The sequence below is a fragment of the Actinomadura opuntiae genome (assembly GCF_030283205.1).
Taxonomy (GTDB): domain Bacteria; phylum Actinomycetota; class Actinomycetes; order Streptosporangiales; family Streptosporangiaceae; genus Spirillospora.
Genome location: NZ_JASNWF010000003.1, coordinates 312426 through 338624, shown reverse-complemented (window position 1 = coordinate 338624; position 26199 = coordinate 312426). Strand labels below are relative to the sequence as shown.

Here is a 26199-nt window from a genome sequence, read left to right as displayed (position 1 = left end):
GTTCCTCACAGGGCTCTCACCTTGCGCTACCGGCGCGTCCGCAGGAAGGGAGACCCGGTGATGCGGGTGACTGCTCGAAAGATGGCCGGTTGGGGATGCGTCGTGCTGGCCCTGACCGCCGCGCTGCCCGGCGCCACGACGGCCGCAGGCGCCGCGACCCGGAGCGCCGACCGGCCGAAGCTCGCCGGCGTGCAGCAGGCGCTGGAGAAGGTGGCCGCGACACCGGGCGTCGTGGGCGTCATCGGCGAGGTGTACTACGACGGCAAGCGCATTAGCGAAGGCTCGGCCGGTTCGCGCCTGCTCGGAGACAAGGGCGGCTGGATCCCCTCCGACGCCCGTTACCGGATCGGCTCGCAGACCAAGCAGATGACCGCCACCATCGTGATGCAGCTGGTCAGGGAGGGCAGGCTGCGCCTGGACGACAAGCTCAGCGACGTCCTGCCGCAGGTAGCCGGGGACGACCTGGTCGAGCGCGCGTCCGACATCACCGTGCGCCACCTCATCGCCCTGACCAGCGGCATCCCCGACTACCTCCCGGTCGACCCTTTCGACTTCACCACCCGCTACACCCCGACCGAGCTGCTGGAAATCTCTCGCGGCGAGCCGCGGCCGGTGGAGCTCGGCACCTGGAACTACTCCAACACCAACTACCTGCTGCTCGGCATGATCATCGAGAAGGTGACCGGCCGCGGCCTGGCCGCCGAGTTCGACCGGCGCCTGTTCGATCCCCTGAAGATGACCGACAGCTATATGGCGACCAGGCCGCCGCAGGGCATCAAGGGCCCGCACGGGCACGGCTACTGGGCCGACGAGACCGGCACGCTGCGCGATGTCGACCGGCTCAACGCCAGCACCTTCCTCGGCGCCGCGGGCGTGATCTCCACCGCGCGCGACGTCAGCCGGTTCCAGCGGGCGTTCCAGCAGGGCAGGCTCCTGCCCGCGGACCTGCAGAAGGTCATCACCGACCCGCCGGCCGGCCAGGCCCCGCTGCCGCCCGGCGGCCCCTGCGCGGGCAGCTCCGAACTGCTCCCCGGACACGTGGGAGCCGCCCCCGGCTTCACCGCCACCACCTACACCTCCTCCGACGGCCGCCTGCAGTACGCCGTCTCCACCACCGTGGCCGGCCGGGACCAGGAGCGCGAGACGGCGATGCGGGCCGTGTCGGAGTCCGTCAAGGCGGTGTTCTGCCCGCCGAAGTAAGCAGGCCTCATGCGGCCAGGCCTAGGCTCCTAACTCGTCGGTCTGATTACACTCCGCCGGTATGGCCGGTCTGTTCTTGGACGCCGTCGAACGGGCACAACTGGCCGACCTGCTCGACGAACTCGGCCCTCAGGCACCGACCCTCCTCACGCCGTGGACGACCCGTGATCTGGCCGCACACCTGGCCCTTCGCGAGAACGATCCGCTCGCCGGGCCGGGCCTGGTCCTGCCTGGCGCGTGGAACCGCTTCGCCGAACGACGACAAGCAGCACTCGCGTCCAACGACTTCACCGCGCTCGTAGCGACGATCCGGTCGGGACCGCCGCCGGGCTTCTTCCGGATCGGGTGGGTCCGCCGCGTCCCCAACCTGCTCGAGTTCTTCGTCCACCACGAGGACGTGCGCCGAGCCAACGCCCGCGCGCCCCGGTCCACCGAACCGGCCATGGACCGGGCCCTGTGGCACGGCCTCACCCGCGCGCCCTGGCTCCTGGCCCGGCGCCTGCGGGGCGCGGGCCTCGAACTCCAATGGGCGGGTACCACCAACACCGTCCGAGCACGACGCGGCCAACCTAGCGCCCACGTCACAGGCCCTCCAGGCGAACTTCTCCTCTACATGTTCGGCCGCAAAGACGCCGCGCACGTCGAGGTCAGCGGGCCCACCGCCGCGGTGCAGTCCGTGCAGCGCGCACGGTTGGGCATGTAGCGGCCCCTGGCCCAGCCAACTCGTTGCGCCAGTCCCTACGACCGGCACCGGTATTGACCAGGCACGGTCCCATCTCCCGACGGGCGGTCTGTAGCGGAACGGATGGCAGTTTCCGTGGCGAGACGAGCCGGACATGACGGCACGACGACGGTCTCGGGCACGGCAGGCCCGGAAAATGGGCGCGGCCCGCCGTCCCCAAGGCCGTCTTCTCGCTGCTCGGTCACCCGGCTGGTCATCCTCGATCTGCGCGAGGACGGCCTCGATCCGGGCCTGCCGTTCCGCAGTCGGCACCCGACCTTGCCCCTCCTCCAGATCGAAGCCGTGGCCCCACGAATCGGGCATGACCCGGGGGCAGTCGCCTCGCAGAGATGACTGTTTCTCGAGCCCTCCAGCGTTGGGCGGCCGTCGGCGTCACCGCGCGGGTTCGATACGGAGGACGGCGGACTTGTCGAGAATTTTTACGACCTTGAGGCTCATGGCTTGGTTGATGGTCGCTGCGGGTCCCTCGCCGCAGCTGAGCCCGACGCCGCCACCGTTCTCCGACGACACGCTGCCGCCACCGGAACAGCCCGAAACGCTGTAGCCCGAACCCGTCAGCGGCGCGGCCATCTCGACCCTGTCGTCGGTGATCGCCGTTACCTTGATCGGCCCCAGGCCGTACTTTTCCGGCACTGTCACCACGTCGCCCACGGCGACCTTGATCTCGCACGTCCCGTCGGCGCACTGCCCGGTCGGCGAGGGCGACGGTGACCCGGAGCCGGACCCGCTGGGCGCCGGGCCCTTGGCGGAGGACTCGTCCGAAGAATCCGAGGAACACGACGTGAGAGCGGCGAACACGCAAGCGGCAACGACGGCGACGACGGCGGTGGATGGCGTTCCTGTACGCATCATGGTCGCCATTGAACCCCGCCACCCGCTGCCCGGGCAGACGCTCCGACAAGCCGCTCGAAAGCACGGTCACCCAGGCGGTGTCGGGACGACGTGCCAGCGCCCGGACCAAGGCGACGGCGCCGGACGGCAGCACGCGCAGACGCAGCAGCCATTCGGCGTAGCCGATGCCGCGGCTGGCGACCAGGCGCCTGGCCACCAATCCGTACGCAGCACAGGGCGCCTGCTGGGCAGCTTCAGACGCGCTCCGGTTCGCCACCGCAGTGACCGGCAATGGTCACCTACACCGGCGCCGCCGACACCTACGACCGAGCAGCCCGAGCACCCTACCGTCACACCCCCGGGCCTACCCGTGCTGGCGACGCCTTGCGTACTGCAGCCAGGTTTCTAGCACTCACCGGCTCCATTGGCCATGGTCGGCTTCCCGAGCTCTTGGGCCCCGCAAACACCCACCAGCCCGACCGGACCTGCACCGGGTCCTCCTAATCTGCCTGTTCCCCTGCTCGTAGGCATCCATGAGCCAAGCTCATCGGCCTCGCCTATCCGATCAGACCTGAGTGCCCGTCAAGGTTCCCGCGCAGGCACGGTATACGGCACCGCATACGAGAATTCTTAGCTGCTGCATGCCTTCCGCTGGTCGCTCGCACCCCACCTTGCCGGACCGCGTTGGGAAAGGCGTCTAAGTAGGCAAGGCTCGCTCTGAGTGACGAGCGAACCCGACAGGGCCGTGGTGAACGGTTGCTTCGGCGACCGAGGCTGCTCTAGTTTTTCCATGTTTGTCACGCCTCGTAAACATGGGGGTGGGATGGGACTGATCGAGGCCGATTTTTGGAAGTTCGAGGAGAGTGAGCGCTGCTTCCGGCAGGCCCTGCACTCGATGGAGGAGATCCTCACCAGGCTCGAACACCAGTTGAACGTCCATCTGGACGAATGGGACGGCGATGACCGCCGCGCCTATCAGGCCGCGGCCGATTCCTGGCACCGCGCCGCCCGCGAAATCGCCCGCAAGATCGATGACCTGCACCGTCGCATCCAGGTCGCTCACCGCAACTTCCGGGCCGCGCACGCAGCGAACCAGCGGATGTGGACGCCGCTGTGACCGACGTGCGGATCGACCCGTCGGTGGTGCAGGAGGCCGCCTCGACGTTCGCCACCGGCCAATGGACGATCAGTAGCGCCTGTGACGTGCTGGCCTCGGCCCTGGCCGGCTGCGACGGGATGGCCGGTCACGCACCCGACAAGGCGGCGCTGGCGTTCGCCCCGCACTACAACCAGGCCGTGAACGCCACCTGGCACGGTTTCCAGGCCGCGGTCAAAAGCGTCGGCGGCTTCTCGCTGTGCCTGGGCACGACGGCGGGGAACTACCTCAACGCCGACCGCCACTCCACCATCACCACCCCGACCGGCACGGGTGTCGTCCGAACTCCGGCGCAGCAGTCGGTGCCGTTCTGGCAGGTCGGCCGCCAGGTCGTCACCGACAAGACGATGGCGATGCCCCCACCGGCCCTGGGCGGGGCATCGTCCTGGATGCCGGCACAACTCGCCGACCTGTGGCCGACGGGCGACCCGGGCAAGTTACGCACCGCCGCGCGGGCGTGGCGGGAGGCGGGCGACCGCGTGGCCACCGCCACCGGAAGGCTCGGAACCGCGATTCACTCGGTCACCGGCGGCAACACCACCGGCGACGCCAAGGTCATCGACTCCGCCTGGTCCCGACTCTAGGGTCCGTGCAGCGAGCGGGCCGTGCTGTACACACTGCCCCGGCTGGGCCACAACGTGGCGGACGCCTGCGACAAGTACGCCGACGCCGTCGACCACGCGCACACCAAAGCCGAATGGGAACTAGGCGCCGCCGGCGTGCTCGGTTCGATCATCCTGGGCGTCGGAGGCTTCTTCACCCCCGGCGGCGCCTCCGATACCGGCGCCATCGCCGTCGACGCCGCCATCGCCCGCGGCATCCTGGTCCCCATCGCCGGCACACTCCTGGCGATCGTCAGCGGCCTGAGCCTCGGAGCCCTGGCAGAACACATCATCCAAGCCACCGAAGACAGCGCGACCAACGCCCCCAAAGTCCAGCCCACCGACGCTGAGACCCAATCGCTGCAGGGTGCTCTCGAGAAGGAGGTCGGAGCTGGAAATGCAGGAGAGGAGGGTGGATGGGTCGACGGCAAGCCTCCCTCAGAGGCACAAGAGAAGGTGCCGGATGAGTGGGGAGACGGCAATCCGAACAAGAAGGGTGTTGGCCACCGCTGAACGGATCCCAAGAACCGGGGTAATGGGATCAGGATAGACGAGGGGAACCCGAACAATCCCCAGCCCGCTCAACGTGTCGACCATGTCGTCGTCCGCGTCAACGGTAAAGTGATCGGGCGAAACGGTCAGCCGCTGGAAGGATCGATCAAAGAGAACTGGGAACAGGCTCACATTCCCCTGTCGGAGTGGCTGACATGGGGTAGTTGGAGCTCCCCCTGACGGATGCTAAGGTTTGATTTCGTGGCCGTACAGTTCCCTGACATGCGCCGTGATGTCATCGAAGCCCTGCAGGCGCTTTCTGATCCGGAGTATCAGCGCCGCGTTTGGGTGGAGCATGCCTATCCACGGCCAGGGTTCTACGATGACCTGACGCACAACGTCAACGTCCTGTACGACGACACCTCGGTCGCGGAGGACCCTCGAGCTCAGATCGGTCTGACGCTGGAAAACGAGGCAGAGGCGGAAGCGATCGAACGTCTGGCCGCTGTCCTGGACCCGCTCCTGGACTCCTTGCCCACCAGACTCGAAGATGCTCAGGTGATCTCCCGTCCTGACTGGGGCGCCGTTGTGAAGGCGGCTCAGCAGGCGGCCACTATTATTCGTTAAACCGATCGTCTCGACTAGTGCAGCTCGTCTTCTGGCGTTGAGTGAGCCTGCTCGCGATTGCCGTAACAAAATGGGCTGCGGTGGATTCAAGTCGGGGAGTGGCTCCATTTTCGATCGAACAGGTGCCCGAATACGACTTGATGGTCGAGTTCCCCACGACGATCGAGCACACCAGCTACCGCGCCGGCGGACTCACCTCCGCCGGGTCGACCCCGGGATGGCCCGGCGCGTGATCGAAGTGCTCATCGCGGAGCGGAACGTCGAGCATCGGGGCTAGGCCGGAGACGGTGTATCGGCTGAGCTGAAGGGTGTCAGTCGGAAGGCGTGCGCGTTTTTGTGCGTGTCGGGCGTCGCGGTGGTGCGGTGTTAGCAGTGTGTTGCTGGTGGCGTTCAGGAGGCCGCAGGATGCAGTGAGGCAACGCGGCGGCCACAGATTTGATGACTGGAAGTAATTATCACGTACTGTGGGTTCACTTAGGCTCACCGCATGCCCATCCCCACCGAACCCATCGGTAGCATCCCCCGCCCGGCCGAGTTGTCGGCCGGCCCTGCGTCGGAGGCGTCGGCCGCCACCGACCGCGCCGTCCGCGATACCGTCAAACGCCTGGAGGAACTGGGCTCGCCGGTGGTGTCGGACGGCGAGCAGTCCAAGCCGAGCTTCGCCACCTACCCGATCGCGGGACTGCCGGGCCTTGCGGCCGACGGCGTGGTGGTCCCGTTCGCCGACGGGCACCAGCGGCAGTTGCCGCGGCTGACCGAAGGGCCGTTCCGCTACACCAACCGCGCCGCGCAGTACCTGCGGGCGGCGCAGCGCCACGCGAGCGTGCCCGTCAAGCAGGCGGTGATCGCCCCGTCGATGCTGAGCCTGCTGTATCCGTCCGACGGCATCGCCGGATACCCGCAACAGGCGTTCCTCGACGACCTAGCCAACGAGGCCGAAGCCGACATCCGCTCTTGCCTGGACGCCGGCGCGCACGTGGTGCAACTCGACTTCACCGAAGCGCGGCTGGCGCTCAAGCTGGACCCTTCCGGCGGTCTGCTGGAGAATCTCATCGCGCTCAACAACCGGGTGCTGGACCGCTTCTCCAGTGACGAGCGCACCCGGATCGGCGTGCACACCTGCCCGGGCGCGGACCTGGACTCCACGCACAGCCTCGACGTCGACTACGCCGCGCTGCTGCCCCGGCTGTTCCAGCTCAACGCCGGCGCCTTCTACCTCCAGATGGCCGGTGAGACCGATCCCGAGCGCGCTCTGAGCGTCGCCGCCGAGCATCTGCCCGCCAACGCCCGTGCCTTCATCGGCGTCATCGACCCGATCGACCCCGCCGTCGAGACACCCGAGCAAGTCCGCGACCGGGTCTTGGCCGCGGCGCGGCACCTTCCCGCGGATCGTCTGGGCACCTGCGACGACTGCGGCTTCGCCCCCTTCGCCGACGACACCTCCACATCGCGGGACACCGCGTTCGCCAAGATCGCCGCTCGCCTCCAAGGCACCGCACTGGCCGCACAGGAACTGGGCCTGTAGCCGCACCGTCCGAACAAGGGCGTGTCGACCCGCCCTGACGCCCGCCCATGAGACCGCGCCGGGCCGGCACCTTCCGGAGATGACTTGGTTCGGCGAGGTCGTTCTGGCGGTCGGGTGTTAGCGGACGCCGGACGTCCCCGGTTCCGCCACCGCCGCCGCGGGGATGAGCGCCTCACCCCCGCGGCGGCAAAGCCGTGTCACCGGGGCATCGGGACGTGCCTGGGCAGGACGGTCACTCGGCGGGAGACGAGCTGACGGCCGGTCGCGTCCGAGAAGAGCAGCGTGGCGGAGCCGGGCCGTCCGGACCCGTCGATCACACCAGTGCCGAACCAGTACCAGGTGAAACGGTCCGGCGCCGTCGGTGGGGCCAGCCTGAGGAGCGCGATGATCACCACGGTGGTCGCGGCCGCGGCCAGCCCGGTGACGGCCCACCGCCGACGGCGGTACCGCTCCAGCCGCGCCTGCGTGCGCGCCCAGCCGTCGGGACCGGGGGTGAACCGCTCGGCATGGTCGCGCAGAGCCTCGGCGAGTTCCTCTTCCAGCCTGTTCATGCTCTGCCGTGCTCCAGTCTGCGTCCGAGCGCGGCGAGCCCGCGGCTGATGTGGGTCTTGTCCGTCCCGGGGGAGACGCTCATCGTCTGGGCGATCTCCTGCGTGGACAGGTCCAGCCAGTAGCGCAGCACCAGCGCCTCGCGCTGCTTGGGCGGCAGTGCGGCGAGGGCCGTGAGCAGTCCCCTGTGGTCCTCCCGGACGATCGCCAACTGTTCGGCCGCCGCCTGTGGTTCGGGAGGGTCGGGGGCGCGGAGCCTGACGATCCGCAGATGCCGCGACCGGTTCCTCGCGAGATTGCACACGGTTGCCCGCACTAGGCCAGCGCCGAGCCCGGGTCGCGCAGGTTCCTCCTGCGCCGGAACAGCCGTGCGAACGCCTCCTGCGCCAGATCCTCCGGATCGTCGGCGCCGAGAAGCCGGGCCAGCCGGACCATGCCGCCGTAATGGGCGGTGAAGAGCTCGGCAGGCGTCGGCGGGGACTCGGCGGCCTGAGGCCGCGCGGCGATCGGCTCGATGTCCTGCGTGTCGTCCTGAATCACGCAGCTGAGACACCCGAAGGCCGATCCGGCCAGGACGCGTAGAACGAAGAGGACGGGTAGGGGAGACGGCAAGTTCTCGTAAAGGAGGAATGAAGTGGCGGCCCATGTGGAGGTCGAACGCAAGTACGAGGCCGGCAGCGGTTACAGCCTTCCGGATCTGCGGGAGGTGCCCGGTCTGAGCGCCGCCGCCGAGCCCCGAACCCTCACCCTCACCGCCCACTATTACGACACCGCCGATCTACGCCTGGCGCGCCGCGGCATCACCCTGCGGCGCCGCACGGGCGGCACCGACGACGGTTGGCACCTCAAACTGCCCAGGGCCAAGGGCGGGCGGGACGAGATCCAGCGGCCCGCCGGAGAGGCCGGAAGCCCGCCGCCCCCCGAACTGGCCGACCTGCTCCTCGCCCACACCCGCGGCCGCCCGCTGGTGGCGGTGGCTGAGATCCGCACCGACCGCACCCAGCGCGCACTGCTCGGCCGCAACGGCACGGTGCTGGCCCAGCTCGTCGACGACAACGTCACCGGCATCCGGTTGGAGCCGCGCGCCGGGGGCGTGGTCACGTGGCGCGAACTGGAGGTGGAGCTCGTCGATGGGGGACAGGACGTGCTCGACGCCGTCGGCGACCACCTCACCGGCTCGGGCGCGCGGGCGAGCGAGGCGCCGAACAAGCTGTCGGTCGTGCTGGGCGGCGACGCCGCACCCGGCGGCCGTCCTGTCGAGCTGCGCAGCACCGCCCAGGTGATGTCCGCCTATCTGAGCGCACAGGCAACGCGCATGCTGTCCTATGACCCCCGGGTACGGCTCGCCGACCATGACGACGACTCGGTGCACAAGATGCGCACCTCGATCCGCCGGTTCCGCAGCATCCTGCGCACACACCGCAAGGTCCTGGACCGGTCAAGCGTCAAGCCTCTGGACGCCGAACTCAAGTGGTTGTCCGACGCGCTCGGCGAAGTCCGCGACCTGGAGGTGCTCCGGGCCCGGTTCCGCGCTCAGCTCGCCGGCCTGCCGGGACGTCCCGGCGAACCGGGCTGGCTGCTCGAGATGGAGCATCAGGAACTCCAGGCCCGAGAGCGGTTGCGCGGCCTCCTGCGCAGCCAGCGCTATCTGGCCCTGCTGGATCGCATCGACGCGATGGTCACCGACCCGCCCGTCCACCGCAAGGCGCACAAGGCGGCGCGCAAGCGGGAGCGGAAGATCGTGGCCAAGGCCTGGCGCAAGATGACCGACGCCTACCAGGAGGCGCAGAAGGCGCCGCAGGGCGGTGACCGGAACGCCGCCCTGCACAAGACCCGCAAGGCCGCCAAGCGGCTCCGCCACACCGCCGAGGCGGCCGAGCCCGTCCTCGGCAAGCCGGCCGCCGAGATCGCCCGGCGCGCCGAGAAGCTGCAGGACGTCCTCGGCGACAACCAGGACAGGATCGTCGCCGCCAGGCGGCTGGAACAGATGGCCCCCGAGCCGGGCGGCACGTCCGACGCCTACACGCTGGGGGCGCTGACCACGCTCCAGCGGTACGACGACCCCCTGACCGACCTACCCCGGACCTGGCGGAAGGCGGCTGCCCCCAAACTGGTCAAGCACCTGTAGCCGCAACTCCCGGGAGGTGGCGCCGAACACCGCGCGCCACCTCCCGCCCCTGGTAGGGCCACGCCTCGGCGGAGTCCTCAAGGAGTACGAGCGTGTGGCGTGACCTTCCCGGATGTCGAGTCGAGGAGGCCGGTCACGAGCTGGCGCGCGTAGGCGGCGTCGAGCCCGTCCGGGCGGAAGAGGATGCGGTACATCACCGGGGCGACGATGCGGTCGAGGACCGTCTCGACCGCGGGCGCGCTCTCCCCTCGGTCGGCGGCGCGGGCGAGGACGACGTCGATCTGCTCGGCCGCGTAGTCCGAGCACTGGCCGGCGTTGCTGCCGTCCGGGTCGCCGAGCAGGGCGTCTCGGATGTAGGCGCGGCCGGTGGGGGAGGCCATCTCCTCGAGGAACTGCTCGGCCCAGGCCTCCAGGTCGGACCGCAGATCCCCCTTGTCATCCGGTGCCGTCTCGGGCCGCAGACGCTCGACCGCCACGTCCGACAGCAGCTCCTGCAGGTCGCCCCAGCGGCGGTAGATGGTGGACGGGGTGACGCCGGCCCGGGCGGCCACCAGGGGGACGGTCAGCGCTTCCCGGCCCAGCTCCGACTCGAGTTCGCGTACGGCGGCGTGCACCGACGCCTGCACCCTGGCGCTGCGCCCACCGGGGCGCACCAGTGGTTTTCGACCCATGGAACCAGCTTAAAGCAAATCTATTGCTTCAAGGGCCCGGGCCCCGGCCATCCCGGGCGGCCGGCCGGGGCCGTGCTCGCCGATCGTCACGTCGTCGCGAGCTCGCGCGCGGGCTGGGTCTGCTCGTAGGCGTGGCCCACCCGCAGCAGGACGGCTTCTCCGAGGGGGCGGCCGAGCAGTTGCATGCCGATCGGCAGGCCCGCGGTGTCGTGGCCGACCGGTACCGAGAGCGAGGGCACCCCGGTGACGTTGGCCGGGGCCGAGAGGCGTACGTAGGCGTCGGAGACGCCCTCGACGGTGCCGTCGGACCAGGTGAGCGTGGGCTGGTCGGCCTTCGCCGCGGTCGCCGGGACGGTCGGGGCGGCGATCACGTCGACGTCCTCCAGTACGCGGGCCCAAGCCTGCCGCATGAGGGTGCGGGAGCGCTGGGCGCGCAGGTAATCGCCGGCGGGCATCAGCTCGCCGGCTTCCAGCAGGATGCGGACGTCCGCCTGGTACAGCTCGGGGACCGCACGCAGGGTGCGCTCGTGGTAGGCGGTGGCCTCCGGGACCATCAGGCCCCACTGGGTGGCCTGGATGTAGCGGGTCATGGGGATCTCGACCTCGACAAGGCGGGCGCCGAGGCTTTCGAAATGGTCGATGGCGCGCCGGACGGCGGTCTCGACCTCCGGGGCGACGTGGTCGAAGTAGTAGTTGCGCGGAACTCCGACGCGCAGCCCGGCCAGGTCCGTGCCCGCGCCCGGCCGGCGGTCCGCGGCGGGCGCGGCGAGGGATGCGGGGTCGCGGGGGTCGTGGACGGCCAGGACGTCCAGGACCAGCGCGGCGTCCTCGACGGTGCGGGTGATCGGTCCGACATGGTCCAGCGACCATGACAGCGAGGTGACGCCGTGGCGGGGGACGAGGCCGTACGTCGGCTTGAGGCCGACGACGCCGTTGAGCGCGGCGGGCACCCGGATCGATCCGCCGGTGTCGGTGCCCAGGGCGAAGGTGGCGGCTCCCGCGGCGACGGCGACGGCGGACCCGCCGCTGGAGCCGCCGGCGACCCGGTCCCGGTCCCATGCGTTGGCGGTCTGCGGGGTGGTCAGGCCGTAGGCGAACTCGTGGGTGTGGGTCTTGCCGATCAGGATCGCTCCGGCCGCGGTCAGGCGGGCGGCGACCGTGCTGTCGGACTCGGCGCGGTGCCCGGCGCGGACCCGGGAGCTGGCCGTGGTGGCCGTGCCGGCGACGTCGATCAGGTCCTTCAGACCCATGGGGATGCCGTGCAGCGGGCCGCGCAGCCGCCCGGCCGCGACGTCCTGCTCGGCCTCGCGCGCCGCCCCACGAGCCCGTTCCGCGGTGATGGCGACGTAGGCCCCCAGGTGCGGCTCCACCTTCTCGATGCGGTCGAGCACGGAGTCCACAAGCTCGATGGGGGAGAGCTTCCGGGCGCGGATCGCGTCGGCTGCTGCGGTCAGGGACAGTTCATACGGCTGCATCGTGCTCGTCCTCTCCCGCGCGATAGGCGGCGGCAGGCGGGGTGTCACCGAAGTCCAGTTCCCGCAGGACCGCGATGACGGAGTGGATGTGGTCGGCGGTGGCGGCCACCGGGGCGTGGCGGTCGGCCGGCAGCGGGAGGCCGGCGCGGCCGGCCCAGCGGGCCGCCTCCGGCGGTGTGAGTTCATCGGCGGACATGAGCGTTCTCTCCTGACCGGGCGGGGGCGACGGGGCAGCCCCACGCCAAAAGCTAACGGTTTGCTTTAACGAGACTCTAGGACCTACGGTGGCTTAAAGCAAACCCATTGCATTTAGCGGGAGAGGAGTTCCATGCCCGGCGTCACATCCGGCGCACCCGCACCCTGCCCCCACGCCCGTCCCCGCACGGCGGACCGCACGGTGCCCTTCGTCCTCGACGCGTCGATCCTGGCGGCCCTTCTGGCGGCGTCCAGCGCGCCGACGCCCCTCTACCCCCTGTACCAGGACCGGTGGGGCCTGACAGCGCTGACCATCACGGTCGTCTTCAGCGTCTACTCCCTGACGCTGTTGGTGGCCCTGCTCACCGCCGGAGCGCTCTCCGACCACCTGGGGCGGCGCCCCGTCCTGATGGGCGCCCTGCTCCTGGAGGCAGCCTCCATGCTGCTCCTGGCCTCGGCGGACGGCGCCGGCCAGCTGATCGCCGCCCGCGTTCTGCAGGGAGCGGCCACGGGCGCGGCCACCAGCGCCGCGGGCGCCGCCCTCCTCGATCTGGAAGATCCCCGCCGTCCGGGCCGGTCCGCCCTGACCAACGGCATCGCCCCGGTCGCCGGCATGGCCGCCGGCGTACTGGTCGCCACGCTTCTCGTCCGTTTCGCGCCCGCCCCCACGGCCACCGTGTACGTCCTGCTGGCGGTGCTCTTCGTCGCCCAGGCGATCGCGGCGACATTCACCCGGGAGACGGCCCGGCCGCACGCCGGAGCATTGCGATCCCTGCGCCCGCGGCTCGCCGTGCCGCCATCGGCCCGCCGCGCACTGCTGACGGCCGGCACCGGAGTCGTCGCCATCTGGGCACTCGGCGGCTTCTACTCCTCCCTCGGCCCGGCGCTCGTACGCCTCGTGGCCCCCGACGCCCCGCACGCCGTCGGCGGCATGGTCTTCTTCACCGTCAGCGCCGCAGCCGCGCTCACCGTGTGGACGCTGCGGCGGACGGCGCCGTTCGCCGCCGCCACCGGCGGAAGCCTGGTCGTCATCGCGTCCGCGGCCCTGAGCCTGCTCGGTCTGCACGGCGCCGGCCTGCCCGCCGTCTACGGCGGCGCGGCCCTGGCCGGCGTCGCCTTCGGGGCCGTTTCCCAGGGCGCGCTGCGCATGCTGCTCGCCTCGCTCAGCCAACGGGACCGCGCCGCGACCCTGGCCGCCTACTACGTCCTCAGCTACCTGTCCATGAGCCTGCCCGCCATCGCCGCAGGTGCCGCAACCCAGCACTTCGGACTGCGGACCGCCTCCCACGTCTACGCCACGGGAGCCGCCGTCCTCGCCGCCGCGGCGGTGGCGGCGCTCGGCGCGTCTCGGCGCAGGGCAGTCCCCACCGCAGCAGACCACCTTCGCTAAGACCAAGGGAACGACCATCATGAGCACTTCACCCGCCGGCTCCTGGACCGTGGGCGATGTCACCGTCCACCGCATCGACGAGGTTCTTCTGCCGCCCGCGACCGGCCCCTGGCTGCTGCCCGACGCCACCCCGGACCTCGTCACCCGACAGGACTGGCTGCGCCCCGACTTCGCCGACTCCGACGGCATCCTGCACATCGACAGCCACAGCTTCGCCTTCACCCTCGCTGGACTGCGCGTCCTCGTCGACACCGGCATCGGCAACGGCAAGACACGGGCCAACCCCGCCTGGCACGACCTGCGGACCGACTACCTCGAACGCCTCACGGCCGCCGGCTTCGCCCCCGAAACAGTGGACCTGGTGATCCTCACGCACCTGCACACCGACCACGTCGGCTGGAACACGCGGGAGGTGGACGGCGAGTGGGTCCCGACCTTCCCCAACGCCCGCTACGTCACCTCCCGTGCCGAGCGGGAGTTCTGGTCCGGCTACGACATGGACGAGCCGCGCAAGCAGATGTTCCGCGACTCCGTGATCCCGATCGAGGAGGCGCGACTGCTCGACACCATCGGCGTCCCCGCCGGGGGCGCCGAGATCGCCCCTGGTCTGCGCCTGATCCCCACTCCCGGGCACACCCCTGGGCACATCGCCGTCCGGCTGACCAGCCAGGGCGCTACGGCGCTGATCACCGGCGACTGCGTCCACCACCCGGTCCAGTTCGCCCACCCCGCGATCGGCTCGTGCGTCGACATCGACCCCGAACAGTCCGAGGCCACACGCCGCAAGCTCCTCGCCTCGCTCGCTGGCACCGGCGCCCTCGTGCTGGGCACCCACTTCCCCCCGCCCACCGCCGGCCACGTGATCACCCACGGTGACACCTACCGGCTCTCACCCGTCCCCGCGGCCTGACAACCACCGCCGCCCGGACGACCCGCGTGCACTCAGAACGAGTTGCACTCAACTGAGGCCGTCACCGGCGAGGCCAGCCGATCACCGATGCCGCGTCAGCCGTCGTGGCTCCGAACGTGCCCGGTACCGCGCGTCCTGCAAGACGGATACCGGACCCCACGTGGGCCGCCTGGGGTGAGGTCGTCACCGCGCTGCGTGGTGGGTCTAACGGGCGACCGGCTAAGGGGATTCATTGACACATGCCGATATGGGCATATGATGGTGACCATGGCACGAGCGGCGACGACGTCGGACGTCTTCAACGCGATCGCCGAGCCGCAGCGCCGGGAGATCCTGGCGCTGCTGCGGGCGGGTGAGCGACCGGTGACCGAGGTGGCCCAGGAGTTGGGAATGACCCAGCCGGGGGCGTCCAAGCATCTGCGGGTGCTCCGGGAGGTGGGGCTGGTGCGGGACCGCAAGGCAGGCAAGCAGCGCTTGTATGCCCTCGACGCCCGAGGGCTACGACCGGTCCACGAATGGACCGGCGGGTTCGAGCGGTTCTGGAACGAGAGCTTCGACCGGCTGGACGCGTACGTGCAGGACCTGAAGCAAGCAAGGTAGGGGGGAGTAGCTGATGAGCGAGAGGGGACGAGGCGCGCCCGCGCAGTCCGCGACGGCAGACCGCGAAGTCGTGATCTCCCGGGTCATCGACGCCCCACGAGAGCTGGTGTTCGAGGCGTTCACCGAAGTCCGGCACCTGTCGCGGTGGTGGGGACCGGAGGGGTTCACGACCACCACGCGGGCGTTCGAGTTCCGCGTCGGCGGGGAGTGGGACTTCGTGATGCACGGACCGGACGGGACGGATTACCAGGAGTGGATCACATGGCGGGAAATCGCCCCGCCGGAGCGGATCGTGCTGCTGCACGGTGAGTCCCGCGGCGACCCGAACGCCTTCGAGTCGGTCCTGACGTTCGCGCCGGACGGCGAGGCGACTCGGATCGAGATGCGCACGGTGTTCCCCACCAAAGAATTGCGCGACGAGGCGGTCGAGAAGTACCACGCGATCGAGGCTGGCGGGCAGACCCTGAGCAATCTGGCTTCCTACGTCACCGAGATCGATCGGAGATGACCTGGCGAACCGGCGATCGCATCTGACCAGCGTCCGCACGCCCGGTTTCCCAGGCGCAACCACTAGATGGAGTTCATGGTGTCGAATACCACCTGCCATATGTCGATCTCACTGGACGGCTTCGTCGCCGGACCCGACCAGAGCCGTGAGGCCCCCTTGGGAAAGCGGGGGCGGGAATTGCACGGCTGGCACATCGGCGACCCGCGGGCCAACGAGGCGGACAAGATCGCGAACGAGTGGCTGATGCGACCGAGGGGCGCCTACGTCATGGGCCGCAACATGTTCGGCCCGATCCGCGGGGACTGGGATGAGGACTGGTCGGGCTGGTGGGGCCCCGAACCGCCCTATCACGCGCCGGTGTTCGTCCTGACCCACCACCCCCATGACCCGATCCCGATGGACGGGGGGACGACGTTCTACTTTGTCACCGACGGCTTCGACGCGGCATACTCCGCGGCGTGCCAGGCCGCAGGCGACAAGGGCGTGGACATCGCCGGCGGTGCCTCGAGCGTCCGGCAGGCACTGGCAGCCGGGGTGATCGACGAACTCACCCTCGACATCGCGCCCGTTCTGCTCGGTTCGGGCGAGCGGATCTTCGAGGGGGTCGACTTCGACTTCGAGCCCGCCGAGGTGCTCCACTCTCCGCTGACCACCCACATCCGCTATCGCCGCAAGAGCTGACCCTCGGGCCCGCTGCCGCTGCGCTGCGCAGCAGCCCGGTCGTTCCTCAGGCCAGGGCTGCTGGGCGGCGCAGGTAGGGGTGCCCTGGCGCAGCGGACCAGTAACGAGGACGTTATCGGCACACACGGCTTCGTGAAGTGATCAGCGCACGGGCAGGGTGGGACCGTACGGCATGTCGACCCGCGCCGGCACTTCCAGCAGCGCGGCGCACGCCTTTCCTGATCCCTGGCCTGCCCGCGGTACCTGAATGGTCTTGTACTGGCTAGAAGGGCAGAGCCTCTGGTCGAACATCAGGGTGTCGATCTTCGCGTTGTGCGCGTCGTAGAACTCGAAGGAGTCGGGGTCGATGTCCAGGTCGTCGCTGCTGCGGTTCTCGTACCGCCAGGTGAAGGTGATCTTCTGGGCGACCTTGCCGTCCGGTGCGCCGAGAACGTTGACCTCCGGATGCTTCTCGGTGTGGAAGTCGCTGAGGTAGACCGTCACCGACGGGTAGTCCTCGGTGCGCGCGCACGGCTGCGGTGAACAACCGGGCGTCGCGCGGGCGGAGGCGGCCGGCGGAGCCTTACGCCCCGCCGTCGAGCGGTGCGGGGAGGCGTGGTGGTCGCCGGACGAGCAGCCGGACAAGGCCGCGACGACGGTGAGCGCACTGGCGGTGATACGCAGAAGCGTCGGCATCGAGCTTCCCTCATCGGGAGCAGGGGCAGGTGTCCAAACGCGAGCCCTCACCCTAGCCAGGCGATCATCCGACTGGATAGCACCCCGCGCCAAGTTCCGTAGTTCCCCGGACATTGCCATCGGCAGTTCCCGGCACTCTGCTTCCGAGGCCTTCCGGGCAGGGCAGCCTGGACATCACCAAAGGCGAGGCGCCAGCCGAGACTGTGGGATAGCCGCTGAGACACTCCGCAGGTTGTTGGAAGGCGGTCATGCCGAGGAAGTCGGACCAAGCAGAGGAATTTGTGTCCCCTTTCACAAAGATTGCGGTCGCGATGCTCCAGGCCATCCATCGAAACAGCACCGCACGCCCCACTTGAGGGTTTCCAGGAGCCACGGGAGGTTGAGGAGCAAGCCTCGAGGATCACTCAGATGTCCCTTTTCCAGGACGACTGTTGAGTCCCCTGGAGTGGTGACGAGGACGCATTGCTGCATCTCCGAGAGTGGGTCGATGCCGTCCTGATGACTCCGTGAACCGCTGCCGTTCGCCGCCACGACGATGTGCGAACGTCGGGACGAATGTGGTCGATGACCGCGCGGTGAGCGTGAGTCGCCAGTTGGCTGAACCGGAAAGCAGAGATGGCTGCGCGGGATGGCTCTGGATCGGGAAGCGTCGTGTCGGCTACCCTCCGGGGCGTGAGGGCTCGGCCTGGTGAGGTTCGTACAGGCGCCGTTTTGATGTGCAGTGTGCTCCTGTTCGCCTTGCTCATCTCGGCGGTCAATGGGCTCGCTGTGTTTCAGGTTCGTCACCGTCTGTCGACGACATCGCCAGAGACGATCGATCATCCGATCGGTGACGCCGTTGCGCGGTACTCCGCGTTCGGTGTGCAGCGCACGCTTGAGATCGCGGCCGTGCTCGTGGCGGCGGGACTGGTGTGGTCCGTCCTGGGGTGGGCGGTGTGGAGAGGCCGATTGCGTCGGCCCGGGGCGATCGCGGTGCCAGCCGGTGTCCTCGTCGCAATGCAGGTCTTCGCCTGCTTTATCGTGTACGAGGTCGGCCCGGTGAGCGGCTTCACCGACAGGCCGAACACGCGTATAACTTTTGAGGCTTACGTCACCGATGAGGCAAATCCGGCCTGGTATCAGCCGACCCTGACCGTGCTACTGGTCCTTTCCCTGATCGCGCAGATCGCCGCGGTGGCGGTGCTGAGCGGGAAGGAAACCGCCGGCTGGGTGTGCGGGCCGGCCGCGCTCTGCGATACCAGGGCGGATTTGCGCGCCCGGTGCGCGGGTGGGCTGCTGGTGTGCACGCTCGGCTTCGCGGCGGCGTATGTCATCGTTACCGCCATCGCCATCGAAGTGGCCATGTCCGCGGCACCGGAGGCCAAGAAACGTCCGGGTCCCCGGGAACTGGGTTACATCAATGGCTCCTGGTCCGTCCATATGGAAAACCTGCATTTAAGCGTGCTGTTCGCCATTTGGGCGGTTCCTCTCACCGTGTGCGGCGTGGTCCTGTTGAGGTACGGCGCTTCACTCGCCACCATGGTGGTGGTCGGCGCCCTCAGCCCCTTCTATGCGGCGACGATGTGGATGTTTGTTTCGCTGCTTACCATGGACACCGAGGATGCAAGCCCTCTGCTCTCGTATCTACCGCATTGGCGCGAGCCGGTCCTGCATGGCTTCCGTGCCGGAGCGATCGGGTGCCAACTCCTTGCGCTGACGATCCTCGCTTGTTGCCCCATCCGGCAGAGAACGCAGCGGTCAGAGGAACCCCAGCCCGAACACTAAAGCCCGGCATGGCATCCGGTCGACCGGCGAACACGGCCGGCGGGCCGTCCTCGGATTCCGGTCCTGCCGCTGCGGGCGGTCGTCCAGCCGGGTCGCAGGCACGGCCGCCGCATGGGCTCGGCGCGGCACTTCTGAGGCCGCCCGACCTGCATGGCCGGACGTTCAGTCGGCATCGTCCGGTGCCTCTCCCATCTCGACTGCCCGGCTGTGCAACTTCGCTCCGTCAGAGTTGAACAGGCACAGCACTTCGAGGACCTCGGGCCCGGGTTGCCGCAGCCGTGCGGTACTCGCGTGTCGAACTCGACGGCGTCGCCGGCGGATGCACCTGCTTGAACGCCTCCAACGCTCCCGAACCGCTGGACAGCGGCATCGTGACGACGCCGTCCCGGACTCGCGGACGCGGGTGGACCCGGGGGCTCCGAGGGCAGGTGCGCCGACGAGGTCGTCGAGCGGCAGCCGGAAGAGTCTCGCCAGCGGCATCAGCAGCCCAAGCTGGGGGCGCCATGCTCGACCTCTTGCTCATTCGTCTTACGACGTTGCTAGAAGAGCACGGTCTTCCGGACGGACAGGATCAATCCCTTCCGAGCCATCCAGAGAAGGCCGGTCGGCTGCGGCCGCGCTGTTGCTGTTTCGGCACGCATGATTGCCACGGGACGCCCGGTGCGCACACGATGGCCACATGAGGCTGACGACGATGACACAGGTCACCGTGGACGGTGTAATGCAGGGCAATGGTCACGCGACTCCCGAGGAGTTGGCGAGCGGGTTCACGCGGGACGGCTGGGCGCTCGGGGCATTCGCCGACGACACCGGCGAGATGATCACCGGGACCTATCAGCGGGCGGACGCGTTCCTGTTCGGGCGGCGCACGTACGAGATGTTCGCCGAGACCTGGGGCACCCGGCCGGAGATGCAGGCGCACCCCATCGGGGTCGCGCTCAACGGGGCGCAGAAATACGTCGCATCCAACAGTCTCGAGCAACCGTCGTGGGGACCCGTCACGCTGCTGTCCGGGGATGCGACCGCGGCGATCAGGGAACTGAAGGAATCGTCATCGGGCGAGATCCAGGTGCACGGGAGCGCGACCCTGATCCGCTCGCTGCTCGCCGCCGGCCTCGTCGATGAACTGACGCTGCTGGTCGTTCCCGTGCTCCTCGGACAGGGCATGCGGCTGTTCCCAGACGATGGGCCCGCCGCCGCGCTCGAGGTCATCAGCTCCCACACCGACGCAAGGGGCGTCGGCGTGCACGTGTACCGGCCGGCCGGACAACCGGAGTTCCACCCGGCGCGGCCAATGTAGGCAGACCGGGGCCCCCGAGAGACCGGCCCGGCCGAGCCGGCCAGGCCAAGTCCAGCGGTCGGCGGCCGCCGAGGAGCGCTGCCGTGGGCTGGTCCAGCGTCTGCTTGAGCAGGCGGAAGGTGTGCTCCAGGTCGAAGTGGCGCAGGGAGGCGCTCCCGATCCGATCGACCTCGTGCTTGGTGGCGCCGGTCCCCGACCACCACAACCAGATCGGCTTGGGCGCGCCGCCGGAGGGCGTCTGCCCACCTGGAGCCGGATCGCCGTTCCGGAGATGACCGGGGGCCGGGCAGGTCTGCCCAGGCCGAGCGTGTGTCCTGGTAGTCCACGAGGGCGTGCTGGGCCCTCCGGAGTCGGAGTGGACGCCATGGACGGACATCATCGGAGTTGGGGCGAACGGGCCTTGGTCAACGCAGTGACGCGGCCGCCCGGTCGTAGGCGGCCCGCGCGATCCGCTGCAGTGCCGCGACACGGTCGCCGCGCGGCGGGGATGACTGGTTGGGGATCCTGACCTCCAGCAGATAGCTACCGAACTGGACGATCTCCACCCAGTGCGACACCACGCCTTGGCCGTCCGCGATGACGAATCCCCTTGACGCGCCTGCCAGCGGCGCCACCTCGATCGGCTTGATCACCGCGGTGCTGTCGCCCGGGGAGCTGGCCGGGGCGGTCAACCGTCCACACGCAGCAGGGACGCGGCCGTCGGCGAGCCGGTTCAGCACCGGCGCAGGCGCGGTGATTATCGACTCACTGAAGACCAGAACCGAAGGCGGCTTCTGGTCGGGACGGGTGCGCATCGGCGGATCCAGCCGGGTCACCGCGAGTTGGGCTCCCGGCGCATGGCTGAAGTCGCGGATCAACGTGTACCACAATCCGCCCGTCCACTTTTCGCACTCCGGAGCTTGGGCGCGATAGTAGCTACTGACCTGACGCATCGCGATGAACATCGACTTGGTGTTGCGGAGCGGTAATCGGATTGCTGCGCCTCGCTGATACGGGCTCTCAACTGCCCCTTCGAAGCGGGTCAGCAACGCGGCGGTCAGTCTCGGGTCGGCGGTACCGGTGCCGGGATTGGGGATCGCGGCCTCGTCCTGCGGGCTCATGATGGTGGCCTCTATGCGCGGGCTGCTCGCGGCGGCCTTCGGCGGGCGGCTTCCGGCATGCTCCGTACCGCATCCCGCCACCGACACCACTGCCAGCACCGTCACCGATGCTTTGAGCGTTACATGAATCATCGCGAACTCTTCTTCTAGGAGACCCCCGATGATCTCACTTTCCGGTTGCCGTCATGGCCATTTCGCATGGTTGCGCGACGCTCAACAGGTAACAGAACACATGGAACCCATGGCTGCGTCGCGTCCGCTTAGACCAAATAGCAAATCGGTTTCTGGCTCGTGCTCGTCGAGGCGACCGCGGTGGCGCCCCCCGTGGTCTGGCCGCCATCGGCAGCGGCAGGCCAGACTTGCCGCACGTGTAACCACTGCGCCCTGACGAGGCCCGGGTAATGAGCTTGCTAGCTCCGGGCTACCGACGAAGCTCGCTGACCAGCGGGGAATAGGGACTACCCAGCCTGGAATTCCGCGTCACAAGCAAGATCATCTGTACTTCTTCGTGAGTAGGCGGGAAGGCGCTGACGTCGCGTCTCGGTTACGGATGTGGCCGGGTGCTCCAATTTCCGTGTCGGTCCTGGGGAGTCGCCATCCTCCGGCGCCCGGGTGGCCGCAGGTCGGCAGGATCAAACCGGGCCCGGGTCGGCGGGGCGGCCACGGAGGTAGGCCAGGACGGCGAGGACCCTGCGGTGGGTGTCCTCGGTCTGGGGCCGGTCGAGCTTGGCCAGGATGCTGCGGACGTGCTTGGAAACGGCCGCGTCGGTGACGACCAAGCGCCGGGCGATGGTGGCGTTGGAGTGCCCTTCGGCGATGAGCGCGAGCACCTCGTGCTCGCGCGGGGACAGCGCGACGAGGGGTCCCGGCGGCGGTGGATGAGCTGGCGGATGACCTGCGGGTCCACCACCGTGCCGCCGTCCAGTACGTGGCGCAGCGCGGCGACGAAGTCGGCGACGTTGACCACCACCCGGTCCTTGAGCACGTAGCCGACCCGGCGGCCAGTTCTCTGCACGCGCGTTCGTAGTCGCGAGGAGCGCTGGCCGGCAGCGGCAGGCCGGCCGTGCGAAAGCCGGTGCCCGGGCGGCGTGGGCAGCGCCGTGCATGGGCGGCCTGGACAGCGCTGCGCTCGTTGAGGACTCAGCCGGCGCGAACCGATGGGGATAGAACCGCATGGAAGCTCAGGTGCGCGGTGAGCGTACGGTGCAGTGGTAAGCGTGCCGATCGCTAGTTGAGTTCGACGACGGGTGACCGGGTGATTTGCGTGAGTCTGTCGTAGAGGGCTGCGATGCGTGGCAAGTCGGTGCCAGCGGCCCGGTCGGCGTGGGCATGGCAGGCGGTCATCGCGGGCTGGAGCGCGTAGGGGCCCGCGGTGCCATGCAGATGGTCGATCTCGTCGCGGAAGGCGAGTCCGCGGCGGATCGGCAGATGGTCCCAATGGGTGCCGCCCTGTTGAACATGATCTACATCACATTCGTATTGTAGGCGTCACATTTCGAGTGGCTGAACTGTCTTAACCCTTGTACGAGTTCGACGCGTAGAAGGAAGGCCACCATGAAGAAGCGGCTGGCTCTGTCGGCGATGATCGTCCCGATGGCGTTGGGCTTACCGGCGCTGTCCGCCCAGGCTGCCCATGCGGGTCAGGTCAGCGCGATGGCGCACGGAACGAGCGGGTCCGTCAACACCAGAGACTCGGGGCCGAAGGGCGGCACGGGCCTCTTCTGGTATGACGGCAACGGCGCGCAGCCGAAGAACAAATCCGTCATCGCCGCCCGTGACAATCAGGGCGGCGACCACAAGTGGGTGTACGTGGAACTCGACCTGATTCGCAAGGGTCCCGACCTGGTCCTCGCAACCATGGAGAACAAGAGCGGTAAGAGCCGCAACATCCAGTACAAGGTCGTCAGCGTCAAGGACGGCAGTCCGGTGCGGCTCACGGTCTGCCTGAGCGACCGCAACGGCTTGATCGAGCCCTACTGCAACTCGAAGAATTTCGTCGCCTGACAGCCGATCCGGTCGTGTCCCGTGGGTCTCCCGGTGTGGGCGAGGAGGGATCCACGGGCATGAACTGACCGCACCAACCTGACGCTGCGGCGGATCGCGCTGCTGTTCGGGGTGTCCAAGTTTGCCGCGCATCGTGTCCTCGATCACCTGGCGCCGCTGCTGGCGTTGGCCCCGGTCATCCGCCGGCATAGTTCGGAGACGGTATTGATTGTGGACGCCAAACGACTGCACGGCCTACCGCGATTCGGGGTGCGGACGGGGCATGCCGGGGGAGCGCCCGTGATGGCCAACAGCGGCTACCAAGGGAACCGGCAGGTCATCACGACCTCCTGGCGGCTCCGCGCCGGCAGCGTCGTCCTCATGCGCAACCTTGCGATGACTGGCTGATCCGGTCCGGGTCGGCGGGGTCAGCGGCAGCGCGTCCGGCGGTATCCCTCCACCATTACAGCGCTTGGCTCGATTTTATGAGTAAGAAGCACTCAATGCCGCGAGAGCGCGGTAGGTAGACGCCTTAAATTTGCATGGGAGTTGATCGCGGGCGAGGTGAACGCATCCTTGACCGTTGGCGCGAACCGGACGTGCAGGCTCACGGGACGCGGTCGTGGGCTCCTTCTTCGGGTGCATGGGGACGATTCACGCGGCCGAACTCCCGAGCGTCAGTACGGCCTTGCCACTGAGCCGGCGTTCGGCGAGGGCGGCGAGCGCGGCGTCCAGGTGCGTCCAGTCGTCCACCAGGCCGAGTTCGGGGTGGAGGCGGTCGCCGGCGACGAGTTCGACGAGCGTTTCCAGATCCGCTGCGGGCGGCTCGGGGTGGGCGTAGGAGAAGTAGCTGACCACCCGCACGTTTTCGTGCCCGATGAAGTCGTAGATGTCGATCGGTGTCTTCTCTCCACCGCTGGCACCGATCAGGGCAATGGTGGCGCCGGGAGCGGTCTTGTCGAGCGTGGACTTCAGTGACGTACCGCCCACTGACTCGGAGACGAACGTGAAGAGGCCGGATGCGGCGTCCGGATCGGCGACGACCTCGGCTGCGCCCAGCGCCAGGAGGCTCTCGGCGTGTTCCGGGGCGGCCACGGCGGTGACGATCGCGCCCGCGGCGGCCGCCAGTTCGACCTGCAGGCGGCCGACGCCCCCGTTGGCGCCGGTCAGCAGGACGCGGCGGCCGAGCAGCGAGCCGTCCAGCCGCAGGACGCGCAGTGCGGTCAACCCGGCCAGCGGGAGCGCCGCGGCCTGCTCGTAGGAGACGGTGTCCGGCAACCGCACGAGCCTGTCGGGGGACACGGCGACCTGCTCGGCCCAGCCCGCCTGTTCCACAAGGGCCGCGACACGGGTTCCGGCGGGCGGGCCCGAGCCATCGGCGGCCTGTGCGAGAACCACTCCGGCGACGTCCTGTCCCGGCCGCCAGCCGGTGGGGCGGGATTTCAGCAGGCTCAGTTCGCCGCGATTGAGGGAGAACGCGCTGACGCCGATCAGCGTCTGATCCGGCAGGGGCGCCGGGTCCGGGACCGTGTCGATGACCGGGCCGGAGGCGGTGGTGACGACTGCTTTCATGCGGTCCATTGGATCCTGGGAACATCGGTTGATCCAGAAGCGCTTTCCCTGCCGTTCCATCACCGGTCGTTATGGGAGCGGACGTGGAGATCAGGCAGCTGCGCTGTTTCGTGGCGGTGGTGGACGAGGGCGGATTCGCGCGGGCCGCCGACCGCCTGCGGATCGTCCAGCCGGCGGTGAGCCAGCAGGTCGCGCGACTGGAACGGGAACTCGGCGTGCCGCTGTTCGACCGGTCGCGGCGCACCGTCCGGTTGACCGGGCCGGGTGAACGGCTGCTGCCGGAGGCCCGCGCCCTGCTGGCGGCCGAGGCGCGGATCCGGGAGGTGGCGAGCGGGATCGCGGGCGGGCTCGACGGTGTGCTGCGGCTCGGCACCAGCCAGGGGCTCGGAGACCGGATCGACCTCGTCCTGCAGCATCTGGCCGGGTCGGCGCCCCGGCTGCGGGTGAAGCTCGTCTCGGCCACCCTGCCGGCCCGGCTCGAAGCCGTGCGCTCGGGCGAGTACGACGCGGCGTTCGTCCGGGTGCTGGACAGCGCACCCGGCCTGGAACTGCTGCCAGTGTGGTCCGAGGGGCTCGTCGCCGTACTGCCCGCGTCCCATCCATTGGCGGCGGCTCCGCTCGTGCGCCTCGAAGATCTGGCGGAACTGCCCCTGCGGCTCGCCGCGCGCGCGGACAACCAGCCCTTGTGCGACCTGATCACGGCGGCGTGCCGCGCGGCCGGTTTCACCCCGGCGCCGGGGCCGCCGTTCACCAACCTCCAGGACAGCATGGCCGAGATCGGCACGGCCGCGGCCTCCTGGACCGTGCTCTACGCGGCGGCGGCCGAACACCTTCCGCAGCGGCGGGTGGCGGTCCGGCCGCTCGACGGCCCGGCCGTCACCACTCACCTCGCCGTGCGCGGCGGGCCCCCGACCCCGACGCTGCGGCTGCTGCTCGACGCCTGCGCGGCGGTCGGTTCCCTTCAAATCGGATGATCATGGATCGGCTCTGGAGTGTCCGCGCGGTGCGAGCGCGCGACGTCACACGTCGCCGGAACACAGAAGGCGCGGAGCGAACCGTTCCCCTCAGCCCTGCTGCACCGCGTACTGCGCGATGCCATGGCCGAATGACCAGTTCTCCGGCAGTACTTCCACGAGATTGATGAACACGTCTTCGGGGCGCACGCCGGGGTCGGCCTGCAAGAACTCGACGATGCGCCGGTAGAGCGCCTGTTTCTGGGCGAGGTCGCGCGTGTTGTTGGCGGTGATCCGGATGATGACCGCCTCGTCGCTCCGTTCGACGCCGTAGTAGGTGGGGCTGACGCTGAAGGTGCTGCTGTCGTGCTCGGTGATCGTCATGAAGCGGTCGTCCTCCGGCACGTCGAAGGTCTCGCGCATGGCGCGGTAGACGCCCTCGAAGAGGGCCTGGTGGTACTCGGCGGACTTGCCTCGCCGCAACGACACTTGGACCAAGGGCATGGTCTGACTCCGTTCCTCGGGACGGTTCGCAGCGTAGCCATCACTTGATCATTCAAAAAAGTCATC

28 protein-coding genes and 2 pseudogenes are annotated in these 26199 nt (G+C 69.1%); 18 read left to right on the top strand and 12 right to left on the bottom strand.

Features of this window, described 5'->3' with window-relative positions; all coding sequences use genetic code 11:
- Positions 1–102 precede the first annotated feature (102 nt).
- Positions 103–1200: a serine hydrolase domain-containing protein gene (locus tag QP089_RS07890; protein ID WP_285910700.1), complete on the top strand. Its 1098-nt coding sequence runs from the start codon at positions 103–105 to the stop codon at positions 1198–1200.
- A 61-nt stretch (positions 1201–1261) separates the two neighbouring features.
- A complete protein-coding gene (locus QP089_RS07885; protein ID WP_285910699.1) occupies positions 1262–1903 on the top strand; it encodes a TIGR03085 family metal-binding protein in 642 nt (213 codons plus the stop codon).
- A 411-nt stretch (positions 1904–2314) separates the two neighbouring features.
- On the opposite strand, the gene QP089_RS07880 is transcribed toward QP089_RS07885, so the two are convergent.
- Positions 2315–2803 (bottom strand): hypothetical protein, encoded by a 489-nt coding sequence (locus QP089_RS07880; protein ID WP_285910698.1) that lies wholly within the window; start codon positions 2801–2803, stop codon positions 2315–2317.
- Positions 2804–3596: 793 nt separating this feature from the next.
- On the opposite strand from QP089_RS07880, the gene QP089_RS07875 reads away from it, so the two are divergent.
- From QP089_RS07875 to QP089_RS07855, 5 genes are all read left to right on the top strand, one after another.
- Positions 3597–3890 carry a WXG100 family type VII secretion target gene (locus QP089_RS07875; RefSeq protein ID WP_285910696.1) on the top strand — a complete coding sequence of 98 codons (294 nt, stop codon included), beginning with the start codon at positions 3597–3599 and terminating at the stop codon, positions 3888–3890.
- The gene (locus QP089_RS07870; protein ID WP_285910694.1) at positions 3887–4513 is read left to right on the top strand and encodes a hypothetical protein; all 627 of its coding nucleotides are present in this window, start codon (positions 3887–3889) and stop codon (positions 4511–4513) included. Before QP089_RS07875 ends, QP089_RS07870 begins: the two co-directional genes overlap by 4 nt.
- Positions 4514–4534: 21 nt before the next feature.
- Positions 4535–5044, top strand: coding sequence for a hypothetical protein (locus tag QP089_RS07865; protein WP_285910693.1), 510 nt, complete (start codon positions 4535–4537; stop codon positions 5042–5044).
- Between the two features lie 240 nt (positions 5045–5284).
- Entirely contained in the window at positions 5285–5650 is a 366-nt protein-coding gene (locus tag QP089_RS07860) for an SCO4402 family protein (RefSeq protein ID WP_285910692.1), read from the top strand.
- Between the two features lie 487 nt (positions 5651–6137).
- Entirely contained in the window at positions 6138–7175 is a 1038-nt protein-coding gene (locus QP089_RS07855) for a cobalamin-independent methionine synthase II family protein (protein ID WP_285910691.1), read from the top strand.
- A gap of 197 nt (positions 7176–7372) precedes the next feature.
- Here QP089_RS07855 and QP089_RS07850 read toward each other — a convergent pair whose 3' ends face one another.
- Genes QP089_RS07850 through QP089_RS07840 form a run of 3 tightly spaced genes read right to left on the bottom strand, consistent with a single transcriptional unit; the run spans position 7373 to position 8264 of the window.
- Complete coding sequence (locus QP089_RS07850) at positions 7373–7726, bottom strand: hypothetical protein (protein WP_285910690.1); 354 nt, start codon at positions 7724–7726, stop codon at positions 7373–7375.
- Positions 7723–8028 (bottom strand): RNA polymerase sigma factor, encoded by a 306-nt coding sequence (locus tag QP089_RS07845; protein WP_285910689.1) that lies wholly within the window; start codon positions 8026–8028, stop codon positions 7723–7725. Before QP089_RS07845 ends, QP089_RS07850 begins: the two co-directional genes overlap by 4 nt.
- An 11-nt stretch (positions 8029–8039) precedes the next feature.
- On the bottom strand, positions 8040–8264 hold the full coding sequence (locus tag QP089_RS07840; protein ID WP_285910688.1) for a sigma factor: 225 nt from the start codon (positions 8262–8264) through the stop codon (positions 8040–8042).
- A gap of 94 nt (positions 8265–8358) precedes the next feature.
- Between QP089_RS07840 and QP089_RS07835 the strand changes: the two genes are divergently transcribed.
- Complete coding sequence (locus QP089_RS07835; RefSeq protein ID WP_285910687.1) at positions 8359–9852, top strand: CYTH and CHAD domain-containing protein; 1494 nt, start codon at positions 8359–8361, stop codon at positions 9850–9852.
- Positions 9853–9929: 77 nt separating this feature from the next.
- On the opposite strand, the gene QP089_RS07830 is transcribed toward QP089_RS07835, so the two are convergent.
- From QP089_RS07830 to QP089_RS07820, 3 genes are all read right to left on the bottom strand, one after another.
- Complete coding sequence (locus QP089_RS07830; RefSeq protein ID WP_285910686.1) at positions 9930–10523, bottom strand: TetR/AcrR family transcriptional regulator; 594 nt, start codon at positions 10521–10523, stop codon at positions 9930–9932.
- 86 nt (positions 10524–10609) lie between these two features.
- Positions 10610–11998 carry an amidase gene (locus QP089_RS07825; protein WP_285910685.1) on the bottom strand — a complete coding sequence of 463 codons (1389 nt, stop codon included), beginning with the start codon at positions 11996–11998 and terminating at the stop codon, positions 10610–10612.
- A complete protein-coding gene (locus QP089_RS07820) occupies positions 11985–12194 on the bottom strand; it encodes a hypothetical protein (RefSeq protein ID WP_285910684.1) in 210 nt (69 codons plus the stop codon). The genes QP089_RS07825 and QP089_RS07820 overlap by 14 nt, the downstream gene beginning before the upstream one ends.
- A gap of 132 nt (positions 12195–12326) precedes the next feature.
- Here QP089_RS07820 and QP089_RS07815 point away from each other — a divergent pair, with 132 nt between their 5' ends.
- The 5 genes from QP089_RS07815 to QP089_RS07795 all read left to right on the top strand — a co-directional run bounded on the left by QP089_RS07815 (position 12327) and on the right by QP089_RS07795 (position 16282).
- Positions 12327–13583 (top strand): MFS transporter, encoded by a 1257-nt coding sequence (locus tag QP089_RS07815; RefSeq protein WP_285910683.1) that lies wholly within the window; start codon positions 12327–12329, stop codon positions 13581–13583.
- Between the two features lie 19 nt (positions 13584–13602).
- Complete coding sequence (locus QP089_RS07810) at positions 13603–14493, top strand: MBL fold metallo-hydrolase (RefSeq protein ID WP_285910682.1); 891 nt, start codon at positions 13603–13605, stop codon at positions 14491–14493.
- 267 nt (positions 14494–14760) lie between these two features.
- The gene (locus tag QP089_RS07805; protein ID WP_285910681.1) at positions 14761–15093 is read left to right on the top strand and encodes an ArsR/SmtB family transcription factor; all 333 of its coding nucleotides are present in this window, start codon (positions 14761–14763) and stop codon (positions 15091–15093) included.
- A 13-nt stretch (positions 15094–15106) separates the two neighbouring features.
- A complete protein-coding gene (locus QP089_RS07800) occupies positions 15107–15601 on the top strand; it encodes an SRPBCC family protein (RefSeq protein WP_285910680.1) in 495 nt (164 codons plus the stop codon).
- Positions 15602–15667: 66 nt separating this feature from the next.
- A complete protein-coding gene (locus QP089_RS07795; protein WP_285910679.1) occupies positions 15668–16282 on the top strand; it encodes a dihydrofolate reductase family protein in 615 nt (204 codons plus the stop codon).
- A 141-nt stretch (positions 16283–16423) separates the two neighbouring features.
- On the opposite strand, the gene QP089_RS07790 is transcribed toward QP089_RS07795, so the two are convergent.
- A complete protein-coding gene (locus QP089_RS07790) occupies positions 16424–16957 on the bottom strand; it encodes a hypothetical protein (protein ID WP_285910677.1) in 534 nt (177 codons plus the stop codon).
- A 723-nt stretch (positions 16958–17680) separates the two neighbouring features.
- On the opposite strand from QP089_RS07790, the gene QP089_RS07785 reads away from it, so the two are divergent.
- The gene (locus tag QP089_RS07785; RefSeq protein WP_285910676.1) at positions 17681–18721 is read left to right on the top strand and encodes a hypothetical protein; all 1041 of its coding nucleotides are present in this window, start codon (positions 17681–17683) and stop codon (positions 18719–18721) included.
- 679 nt (positions 18722–19400) lie between these two features.
- A complete protein-coding gene (locus tag QP089_RS07780) occupies positions 19401–20021 on the top strand; it encodes a dihydrofolate reductase family protein (RefSeq protein WP_285910675.1) in 621 nt (206 codons plus the stop codon).
- A gap of 404 nt (positions 20022–20425) precedes the next feature.
- Here QP089_RS07780 and QP089_RS07775 read toward each other — a convergent pair whose 3' ends face one another.
- Together QP089_RS07775 and QP089_RS07770 are read right to left on the bottom strand one after the other, a co-directional pair.
- The gene (locus tag QP089_RS07775) at positions 20426–21253 is read right to left on the bottom strand and encodes a hypothetical protein (protein ID WP_285910674.1); all 828 of its coding nucleotides are present in this window, start codon (positions 21251–21253) and stop codon (positions 20426–20428) included.
- A 500-nt stretch (positions 21254–21753) separates the two neighbouring features.
- A pseudogene (locus tag QP089_RS07770) lies at positions 21754–22124 on the bottom strand (response regulator transcription factor); the annotation flags it as partial.
- A 551-nt stretch (positions 22125–22675) separates the two neighbouring features.
- Here QP089_RS07770 and QP089_RS07765 point away from each other — a divergent pair.
- Positions 22676–23125 carry a hypothetical protein gene (locus QP089_RS07765; RefSeq protein WP_285910673.1) on the top strand — a complete coding sequence of 150 codons (450 nt, stop codon included), beginning with the start codon at positions 22676–22678 and terminating at the stop codon, positions 23123–23125.
- A 69-nt stretch (positions 23126–23194) separates the two neighbouring features.
- Positions 23195–23341: pseudogene (locus QP089_RS07760) on the top strand (transposase family protein); the annotation flags it as partial.
- Between the two features lie 417 nt (positions 23342–23758).
- Here the strand turns inward: QP089_RS07760 and QP089_RS07755 are convergent.
- A complete protein-coding gene (locus tag QP089_RS07755; protein WP_285910918.1) occupies positions 23759–24736 on the bottom strand; it encodes a zinc-binding dehydrogenase in 978 nt (325 codons plus the stop codon).
- Between the two features lie 23 nt (positions 24737–24759).
- Here QP089_RS07755 and QP089_RS07750 point away from each other — a divergent pair, with 23 nt between their 5' ends.
- On the top strand, positions 24760–25650 hold the full coding sequence (locus tag QP089_RS07750) for a LysR family transcriptional regulator (protein WP_285910672.1): 891 nt from the start codon (positions 24760–24762) through the stop codon (positions 25648–25650).
- Between the two features lie 90 nt (positions 25651–25740).
- Here the strand turns inward: QP089_RS07750 and QP089_RS07745 are convergent, their stop codons facing one another.
- Positions 25741–26133, bottom strand: coding sequence for a tautomerase family protein (locus QP089_RS07745; RefSeq protein ID WP_285910671.1), 393 nt, complete (start codon positions 26131–26133; stop codon positions 25741–25743).
- Positions 26134–26199: the final 66 nt, after the last annotated feature.

Coding starts and splice junctions, on each gene's coding strand:
- QP089_RS07885 (WP_285910699.1), top strand. CDS start 1,262: ATGGCCGGTCTGTTCTTGGACGCCGTCGAACGGGCACAACTGGCCGAC.
- QP089_RS07880 (WP_285910698.1), bottom strand. CDS start 2,803: ATGGCGACCATGATGCGTACAGGAACGCCATCCACCGCCGTCGTCGCC.
- QP089_RS07875 (WP_285910696.1), top strand. CDS start 3,597: ATGGGACTGATCGAGGCCGATTTTTGGAAGTTCGAGGAGAGTGAGCGC.
- QP089_RS07855 (WP_285910691.1), top strand. CDS start 6,138: ATGCCCATCCCCACCGAACCCATCGGTAGCATCCCCCGCCCGGCCGAG.
- QP089_RS07850 (WP_285910690.1), bottom strand. CDS start 7,726: ATGAACAGGCTGGAAGAGGAACTCGCCGAGGCTCTGCGCGACCATGCC.
- QP089_RS07830 (WP_285910686.1), bottom strand. CDS start 10,523: ATGGGTCGAAAACCACTGGTGCGCCCCGGTGGGCGCAGCGCCAGGGTG.
- QP089_RS07825 (WP_285910685.1), bottom strand. CDS start 11,998: ATGCAGCCGTATGAACTGTCCCTGACCGCAGCAGCCGACGCGATCCGC.
- QP089_RS07820 (WP_285910684.1), bottom strand. CDS start 12,194: ATGTCCGCCGATGAACTCACACCGCCGGAGGCGGCCCGCTGGGCCGGC.
- QP089_RS07815 (WP_285910683.1), top strand. CDS start 12,327: ATGCCCGGCGTCACATCCGGCGCACCCGCACCCTGCCCCCACGCCCGT.
- QP089_RS07810 (WP_285910682.1), top strand. CDS start 13,603: ATGAGCACTTCACCCGCCGGCTCCTGGACCGTGGGCGATGTCACCGTC.
- QP089_RS07805 (WP_285910681.1), top strand. CDS start 14,761: ATGGCACGAGCGGCGACGACGTCGGACGTCTTCAACGCGATCGCCGAG.
- QP089_RS07800 (WP_285910680.1), top strand. CDS start 15,107: ATGAGCGAGAGGGGACGAGGCGCGCCCGCGCAGTCCGCGACGGCAGAC.
- QP089_RS07795 (WP_285910679.1), top strand. CDS start 15,668: ATGGAGTTCATGGTGTCGAATACCACCTGCCATATGTCGATCTCACTG.
- QP089_RS07790 (WP_285910677.1), bottom strand. CDS start 16,957: ATGCCGACGCTTCTGCGTATCACCGCCAGTGCGCTCACCGTCGTCGCG.
- QP089_RS07780 (WP_285910675.1), top strand. CDS start 19,401: ATGAGGCTGACGACGATGACACAGGTCACCGTGGACGGTGTAATGCAG.
- QP089_RS07775 (WP_285910674.1), bottom strand. CDS start 21,253: ATGATTCATGTAACGCTCAAAGCATCGGTGACGGTGCTGGCAGTGGTG.
- QP089_RS07765 (WP_285910673.1), top strand. CDS start 22,676: ATGAAGAAGCGGCTGGCTCTGTCGGCGATGATCGTCCCGATGGCGTTG.
- QP089_RS07755 (WP_285910918.1), bottom strand. CDS start 24,736: ATGGAACGGCAGGGAAAGCGCTTCTGGATCAACCGATGTTCCCAGGAT.
- QP089_RS07745 (WP_285910671.1), bottom strand. CDS start 26,133: ATGCCCTTGGTCCAAGTGTCGTTGCGGCGAGGCAAGTCCGCCGAGTAC.